The sequence below is a fragment of the Oleiphilus sp. HI0125 genome (assembly GCF_001635355.1).
In genome coordinates this window covers 20,918-27,330 of record NZ_LWGF01001066.1, presented here as the reverse complement: position 1 = coordinate 27,330, position 6,413 = coordinate 20,918, and the positions used below count along the sequence as shown (strand labels likewise).

Sequence of the window (6,413 nt, the reverse complement as noted above, 5' to 3'; positions counted from 1 at the left end):
CACTATGATATTTTACTAAGCAAACTGCACTAATGAACTAAGGAATAATTACCGTGGCGAAAAAGAGAGATGAGTCTGGGATTCTCCCAGAAGTAGTTCATTTCTTCGATAAAGATTCAAACACCTTTTCTTATATTGTTATTGACCCCACCACTAAACACTGTGCAATTATCGATTCAGTATTAGACTTTAATTACGCGTCTGGTCGAATCTCGCATGATAGTGCAGATAGACTTATCCGTTATGTGCAAAATAAATCTTTGTCTCTCGAATGGATCATTGAGACGCACGTGCATGCGGATCATTTATCAGCAGCACCATATATAAAAGAGAGGTTAGGGGGAAGATTAGCGATCGGAGAACAGATCTTGACGGTTCAAGACTGCTTCGGAAAAATCTTCAATGAAGGTAGCAAATTTGCTCGCGATGGATCGCAGTTCGACTATCTGTTTGCCATGGACGAGCAATATAAGATTGGCAATATTGAGTGCATTGCGCTGTTTACTCCTGGACATACCGCCGCTTGTGTGACGCATGTGATTGGTGATGCAGCTTTCGTTGGCGATACCTTATTCATGCCTGATTCGGGCACGGCACGGTGTGATTTTCCTGGCGGTAGCGCGAGCGTATTGTATGACTCTATTCAGAAGATATTTTCCCTTCCCGATGAAACACGCCTTTATATGTGCCACGACTACCAACCTGATGGTCGTGAACTGGAGTTCGTCTCTACCGTTGGAGAGCGGAAAAACAAAAACGTTCATATCTCGACAACGATAAAGAAAGTAGACTTTGTTTCATTAAGAGAACAGCGAGACGCGACACTAGATATGCCGCGTTTAATTATTCCTTCCTTACAAGTAAACATGCGGGCTGGATTTTTGCTCGACGCTGAAGATAACGGCGTTCGTTACTTTAAGGTTCCAATTAATGCCTTTGGTTAAAACAAACAAGCACTGAGAATATTATGGAAATTAAAAAGATTGCAGAAAAATATACGGTTTCAGATCAGATTACTGTTGTCGACGTTTCTAGCTTAGCTGACATGGGTATAGAACTTCTTATTTGTAACCGTCCGAATGGCGAGGCTGCCGATCAAACTCCATATGAAGAGATTGCGCAAGCGGCAGAGAAACTTGGAATTAAGTTCGTTGCCATTCCTTTTGCCGGAGGTCAACTTCAAGCAAGCCAAGTCCAAGAATTTAAAAGCGAACTTGATGCGGGTCTCGTAACGCATGCTTATTGCCGAACGGGCAATCGTTGCACGATCATATGGGAAGAAAGCAGCAAAATTTAATCGATTTTCTTTTGGGTTGATGACTCTGTGAATCAGTATTATTCGAAGCAGTTATTTGTTAACGATATTATCGCTGCGTTTATCGTAACTGCTTTGCTGATTCCTCAATCCATTGCTTACGCAATGCTGGCCGGCCTTCCTCCTCAGGTCGGTTTATTTTCTAGTATTTTACCCATCGTTGTTTATAGCCTTTTTGGTAGCAGTACGACGCTATCTGTGGGGCCTGTCGCAATCATCTCCTTAATGACCGCATCGGCCATAGGTTCAGTTAGTGAAAATGTGGATGTCGGATACGCAGAAGCAAGTATTGTACTGGCTTTGCTGTCGGGGCTTTTCCTCGTCTTGTTTGGTTTATTTCGGCTCGGGCTGATCATTAACTTTATATCAAAGCCAGTCGTGTCAGGATTTATTACGGCTTCTAGTTTGATTATTGTTGCGAAGCAAATAGATCATTTTTCGGCGTTTGATATCTCGTCGTTTAATTCAACATTAGCGCTTGGCGTAACCTGCTTGACAATCCTTTTATTAAATAAACAATTTGGTACTCAGATTTTCTCGCGCTTAATGCCAGCGGGTATCGCGAATTTAATCAGCAAAGCAGTGCCATTTTTTCTAGTCGTTTTAGCTTCGTGTATGTCGTTCTTTTTTGACCTAGAAGCAATAGGGGTTGCAGTTGTTGGTTATATACCTCAGGGGTTGCCTAGTATCTCTTTTGCCGAAGTTGATGTTTCGATTGTCGAGAAGCTGGCATTACCGGCTTTAATGATTTGTTTGATTGGGTATGTCGAGTCTGTATCGATTGCTCAAACTCTTGGTGCTAAAAAGCGAGAAACTATTATCCCGAATCGTGAGCTTATTGGACTCGGAGCGTCAAATATTGCATCTGGCCTATCCGGAGGAATGCCAGTTACCGGAGGGTTTTCACGATCTGCCGTGAATTTTGAGGCCGGCGCAGCGACTAAGTTATCTAACCTATATGTAGCACTTGGTGTTGCGTTGGCGGCACTGTTTTTAACGCCCTATATCTATTACCTCCCAAAAGTTGTTTTGGCCTCGTTGATCATTGTTGCTGTTATTGGGTTGATGGAGTTTGTGGTGTTTAAACGTACGTGGCTCTATTCAAAAAGTGATTTTCTTGCTGTAGCAGCGACCGTGGTTATCACGCTTACTTCGGGCGTTGAGGCTGGTGTTATTTCGGGTGTAATTATTTCCTTATGTCTTCACTTATACAGGACGTCTAAACCGCACATTGCAGAGGTTGGGTTATTAGAGGGAACAGAGCACTTTAGGAACGTGAAGCGATTTGATGTGACGACTTGTCCCAGAGTGCTGAGTGTGAGGCAGGATGAAAGTTTGTTTTTTGCAAACGCTGAGATGTTGCAAGCATACGTTCTTAATGAGCTATACAAGCGCGATCAAATTGCCCATGTGATTATTCAATGCAGCGCGGTAAACGAAGTTGACTATAGTGCGTTAACCATGCTCGAGAACCTCAATAACAAATTATTCGAACAAGGTGTTTTACTGCACTTGTCTGAAGTGAAAGGTCCTGTTGATGACAAACTTGCAACTGCTGGGTTTTATGACCGTTTGACGGGTAACAAGTACTTATCCCAATATGATGCCTTTGAAGCGCTGAAGCGCTAAATCTTTAACTATACTCCTGCCGAAAATTACGTAGGAGATACTGTGAAGACTTCCATCTTTTTGTTTTTTATTCTGGTTTGGCCATGTCTTGCCTCGAGTGCTGTTGTTGATGCGACTCAACCTCCATGGAATGTAATAGGTAAGTTGCGTGTTGAAGCGAAGCAATCCTGTACGGCAACGCTTGTTTCGCCCGATACCGTATTGACCGCCGCGCACTGCATATACGACTACAAAACCCGTTCTTATTTTTCACCGAATAAAATTCATTTCCTAGCGGGCTTGAATGCCGGAGCTTTGGTCGCGCAGTCTGAAGCGATGAGTTACACCGTTGCTGCGAAGCATTTGCCTGAAGGAACTTTCGACGATCAGGCCCTACTTAAAGACTGGGCTCTAGTGCGTTTACGATATCCGGTTGGCTGTATGTTAGGTCATATGAAACCCGGCGATCACACAAACTCCTTTCAACGCTTTATGATTGCAGGCTATCCAAAGTCTGATCCTTCTCGTATTCATGCAGAGCAGAGCTGTAAGTTAGCGTTACCACCCAAAAAGAACCAAATGATTAGAATAAAAGACTGTGCGGTTGAACATGGTGATTCCGGTGCCGCACTGGTTGGACTGAATGGCAATAAAGCAACGTTGCTTGGCGTACTATCTGCAGCCACTAATGATAGTAAAGGAAGATTTAGAGCATTTGTCGTACCTTCAGACGCTTTTTTGAAAAGTATTAAAAAACTACCTCAGAGCTGTGAAAAATTGATGCCTGAATATTGACCTGAAAGGTCATGTTGCGACTGGCCGCTTATCACAACACTCATCTGCATTAAGCGCCGTAAGGCTTAAGAGTTTTAGTTAGGCTGTAACTTCTCACGACAATAAGAAGGTTTAGAGATGACTATAACTAATGAAATTTTAGTTCCTGTAGTAGTGCTTGTTGCATGGTCGCTTGTGCAATGGTTGTGGATGTTAGCAACCCGACTTCCCGCAATTAAGGCGTCAGGAATGACATTAGACGCAACGATTCCTAACGGCGAACAAATGGCAAGTTTGCCATCGAAAGCGAGGTGGAAGGCTGATAATTACAACCATCTAATGGAGCAGCCAACTGTATTTTATGCGCTTGCGATAAGTATGGCTTTACTCGGTCTTGGAGAGGGTTTGAACGAAACACTTGCATGGGCTTATGTGGGCTTGAGAATCGTTCATAGCTTGTTTCAATCACTCTTTAATAAAATTGAATTGCGTTTCATGTTATTTGCGTTATCAAACGTGCCGTTATTCTGGTTAACGATTAACACTTTGACCTCATTATCGTAGCGATTTGCGAAATTAGAGATGAGCCAATGGCTGTCACGCTCATCTCTAATTACCAGATTTAGAAATCTAACTCTTTTATTGTTTTGACTATTTCAATTGGGATGTGGTGTTTCTGATTAGTGTTGTAATCAAAGAACACAATTGTTCCTTCTCCCTCAGCTGCGATTCGGCCTGATTTGTCGCTTTTAACAAAATACTTCATCGTAAATCTATCTGCACTTAACTCGGTTATTTTCGTCGCAACTGTTATGTTGTCTGGGTATGTCAGCGGCGCTTTAAAGCGGCATTGCGTTGAACCCAAGATTGGCCCGATACCATGAATTTGCATGTATTCGTTGATTCCAGTCTCTTCAAAGTAGGCAATTCGAGCACTCTCAAAGTATTTGAAATAAACCACGTTATTCACATGTTGGAATGCATCCATTTCTCCCCATGCGACCGGGAGATGTATTTTGATATTGCAGTTATCGAAGGTCTCAGACACGAACGTTTTCCTTTATTGTTTTGTGCTTAGAACTTAACAAATACTTCTACTCGATAACAGTTTTTAGTTTGATTGCTAAACTATAGAGCTCGTACGTGAGGATGATGTATGCGCGAGCAAAAACAAAAAGGGCTGCACGGGTGGATTAGATTACTGGAGGGTAGCCAAGCCGCTACGCTTGCTGGATTACTTAAAGAATTAGATCGCTTGACTGCAAGTGACGATTCATCTGCGATTCAGTTAGGCGAGGTATTGAGAAAGGACGCGAGTCTTACAAGTCATATTATAAGGATTGGAAATTCCATCCAGTTTAACCCGAGTTCAACACCTGTTACGACCGTTAGCCGAGCAATTATAAATATTGGATTTAAACATATACGTAGTGTGTGCTTGGCCGTAAAAGTACTTGAGTTGTTTTCGATGAACAATGCGAGCGACCAGGTGGCAGACCGTTTGGTAACGGGACTTCATTCTTCTTTTCAAGCGCGTGCTTTGTGTTCCCGACTCAATGAAACCGAGCGTGAAGAGGTGTTCATAGCTTGTCTGCTGAGTCAGTTAGTCGAATTACTTATCTTATCGTCTTGTGATCCGGAAGGGAATTTATATGCGAGCAAGGTTGAGGCTAGCACTACAACAGAAGAGCGAAACATTATCGCCAATAATGTTCTAGGAACTCGCTTAGATACCTTGTCGAAAACACTAATGAAACGCTGGCAGATAGATGGATTAATTAATGATCTCTATAACCCCAGAGCGGTTGATCAGCGTCTGAAAGCTATAGTGCTTGGTCAAGATGCATGTGAAGCGGTTGAATCGGGGGAAGACAGTCGAGTCTTCAAAAGTGTGTTGAAGAAAATGGTCGCATATACCGGTAAAACCGGAGTACATGTGAAAAGAGATGTCCGCGCTGCACGTTATGAAGCATTGCTGGCAATCAAGGAATTTGATGATCAAAAGATTATTACTTGTGCGCAGCGCCGCTTGTCAGATAACAGCGATTCAAGCGAAGTAGATGCTGTACAACAAAGCTCTGAGGGAAGTGGGCTGTCTGCTGAAGATGATGTAAACGCTGACTCTGATCCACAGATTATTCTTCAGAATGATACGAACGAGTCTGATAGTGGTTTGGTAAAGCAAGTAAAAACGCATCATGACTTTGACGTGCAAAAACAGCTGCATGTAAGTCAAAAGCTTACCGAAATGTTGTTGGCAAACGAATTTGAAATGAATGGTTTTTTCCGTTTGCTGCTGCGAGGTGTTTATTATGGCGCGGGCTTTGAACGCTGTGCATTGTTCCTTAAAAATACAACTACTCATCGGTATGTGTGTAAGTTAAGTGATGGCATCTCAAAGATATCGAGCAATGTGTCGGTGACGCAAGAGATAGAGCAGAGCGCCTCATTCGAACAAGCAATGGTTAGCGAAAAAGCGTTTATCTTTAAAGTCGGCGATGCTGACAGTGATAAAAAACTCGATGCGCTTGCTTTCAAAACGGGTGTTGAGACTTGTTTGGTTGCAGTGTTGAAGTCGCAGTTTAAACCGATTGGTTTTTTATATGCAGATCTTTGTGAGAGTAAGCGAGAAATCGACACGGCATACGTAGAGCGGTTTAACCAACTCTACGTTCAGTCAAAACTAGCGTTGAACATAATTGGCAAGAAAAGTTGA

General features: G+C 42.7%; 7 protein-coding genes. 6 read left to right on the top strand and 1 reads right to left on the bottom strand.

All coding sequences use genetic code 11. From position 1 onward, the window contains the following. Window positions 1–53: 53 nt before the first annotated feature. The 5 genes from A3762_RS18320 (at window position 54) to A3762_RS18300 (ending at window position 4,261) form a co-directional block, all read left to right on the top strand. The gene (locus tag A3762_RS18320; protein ID WP_082869229.1) at window positions 54–944 is read left to right on the top strand and encodes an MBL fold metallo-hydrolase; all 891 of its coding nucleotides are present in this window, start codon (window positions 54–56) and stop codon (window positions 942–944) included. A 23-nt stretch (window positions 945–967) separates the two neighbouring features. Next, on the top strand, window positions 968–1,297 hold the full coding sequence (locus tag A3762_RS18315; RefSeq protein ID WP_068757027.1) for a beta-lactamase hydrolase domain-containing protein: 330 nt from the start codon (window positions 968–970) through the stop codon (window positions 1,295–1,297). A 27-nt stretch (window positions 1,298–1,324) separates the two neighbouring features. Next, window positions 1,325–2,944, top strand: coding sequence for a SulP family inorganic anion transporter (locus A3762_RS18310; protein WP_231878856.1), 1,620 nt, complete (start codon window positions 1,325–1,327; stop codon window positions 2,942–2,944). 42 nt (window positions 2,945–2,986) lie between these two features. Beyond that, window positions 2,987–3,718 carry a serine protease gene (locus A3762_RS18305; RefSeq protein WP_068757023.1) on the top strand — a complete coding sequence of 244 codons (732 nt, stop codon included), beginning with the start codon at window positions 2,987–2,989 and terminating at the stop codon, window positions 3,716–3,718. 117 nt (window positions 3,719–3,835) lie between these two features. Further along, window positions 3,836–4,261, top strand: coding sequence for an MAPEG family protein (locus tag A3762_RS18300; RefSeq protein ID WP_068757021.1), 426 nt, complete (start codon window positions 3,836–3,838; stop codon window positions 4,259–4,261). A gap of 58 nt (window positions 4,262–4,319) precedes the next feature. Here A3762_RS18300 and A3762_RS18295 read toward each other — a convergent pair whose 3' ends face one another. Next, window positions 4,320–4,745 (bottom strand): thioesterase family protein, encoded by a 426-nt coding sequence (locus A3762_RS18295; RefSeq protein WP_197469375.1) that lies wholly within the window; start codon window positions 4,743–4,745, stop codon window positions 4,320–4,322. Between the two features lie 108 nt (window positions 4,746–4,853). On the opposite strand from A3762_RS18295, the gene A3762_RS18290 reads away from it, so the two are divergent. After that, on the top strand, window positions 4,854–6,413 hold the full coding sequence (locus A3762_RS18290; RefSeq protein WP_068757019.1) for an HDOD domain-containing protein: 1,560 nt from the start codon (window positions 4,854–4,856) through the stop codon (window positions 6,411–6,413).

Coding starts and splice junctions, on each gene's coding strand:
- A3762_RS18315 (WP_068757027.1), top strand. CDS start 968: ATGGAAATTAAAAAGATTGCAGAAAAATATACGGTTTCAGATCAGATT.
- A3762_RS18290 (WP_068757019.1), top strand. CDS start 4,854: ATGCGCGAGCAAAAACAAAAAGGGCTGCACGGGTGGATTAGATTACTG.
- A3762_RS18300 (WP_068757021.1), top strand. CDS start 3,836: ATGACTATAACTAATGAAATTTTAGTTCCTGTAGTAGTGCTTGTTGCA.